The sequence below is a fragment of the Mesorhizobium sp. M2A.F.Ca.ET.039.01.1.1 genome (genome assembly GCF_003998035.1).
In the GTDB taxonomy this organism is placed as follows: Bacteria; Pseudomonadota; Alphaproteobacteria; order Rhizobiales; family Rhizobiaceae; genus Mesorhizobium.
The window spans coordinates 1-894 of record NZ_RZRY01001326.1 but is presented as its reverse complement, the minus strand read 5'-3'; the positions used below and the strand labels follow the sequence as shown (position 1 = coordinate 894).

Sequence of the window (894 nt, the reverse complement as noted above, 5' to 3'; positions counted from 1 at the left end):
GCTCAACGCGGTGTTCGCTTCCGGCCGCAAGGGCCTCACCATGCAACGCTACAAGGGCCTTGGCGAGATGAATGCCGAGCAGCTCTGGGAAACCACGCTGGACCCGAATGTGCGCTCGCTGCTGCAGGTCAAGGTCAATGACGCGACAGACGCGGATTCATTGTTCTCGCGGCTGATGGGCGACGAGGTGGAGCCGCGCCGCGAGTTCATCCAGGACAACGCGCTGTCGGTGGCCAATCTGGATATCTGAGCGCACCTACACACTCAAAAAGAGAGGCCCGGCATTTGCCGGGCCTCTCTTTTGAAGCCTGCAATCAAGCTCAGTGGTCCATGGCCTTGACGATCTCTTCCGTCATCTTCTTGGCGTCGCCGAGCAGCATCATGGTGCCGTCCTTGTAGAACAGCGTGTTGTCGATGCCGGCATAGCCGGAGCCGAGCGAGCGCTTGACGAAGAGGCAGGTGCGGGCCTTGTCGACGTCGAGGATCGGCATGCCGTAGATCGGCGAGGACTTGTCATCACGCGCGGACGGGTTGGTGACGTCGTTGGCGCCGATGACATAGGCAACGTCGGCCTGCGCGAACTCCGAGTTGATATCCTCCAGTTCGAAGACCTCGTCGTAAGGCACGTTGGCCTCGGCAAGCAGCACGTTCATGTGGCCGGGCATGCGGCCGGCGACCGGGTGAATGGCGTATTTGACCTCGACGCCGTTGGCCTTGAGCTTGTCGGCCATTTCGCGCAGCGCATGCTGCGCCTGAGCGACCGCCATGCCGTAGCCCGGCACGATGATAACCTTCTGCGCGTTCATCATCAGATAGGCGGCGTCGTCGGCCGCATGCCCGGCCACATGAACGTGCTGCTTGCCGAGGCCAACGTGCCTTACGACGAGGTCTTCG

At 61.9% G+C, this 894-nt stretch carries 1 protein-coding gene and 2 pseudogenes; 2 read left to right on the top strand and 1 reads right to left on the bottom strand.

The window, feature by feature from the left end:
• Window positions 1–250, top strand: a pseudogene (locus EOA24_RS39635) (DNA gyrase subunit B); the annotation flags it as partial.
• Between the two features lie 70 nt (window positions 251–320).
• Here EOA24_RS39635 and EOA24_RS39630 read toward each other — a convergent pair.
• Window positions 321–833 (bottom strand): annotated as a pseudogene (locus tag EOA24_RS39630) (NAD(P)(+) transhydrogenase (Re/Si-specific) subunit beta); the annotation flags it as partial.
• On the opposite strand from EOA24_RS39630, the gene EOA24_RS44200 reads away from it, so the two are divergent.
• Window positions 834–894, top strand: a 61-nt coding sequence (locus EOA24_RS44200; RefSeq protein ID WP_348633114.1) for an NAD(P)(+) transhydrogenase (Re/Si-specific) subunit beta, incomplete at its 3' end; no start/stop codon positions are given.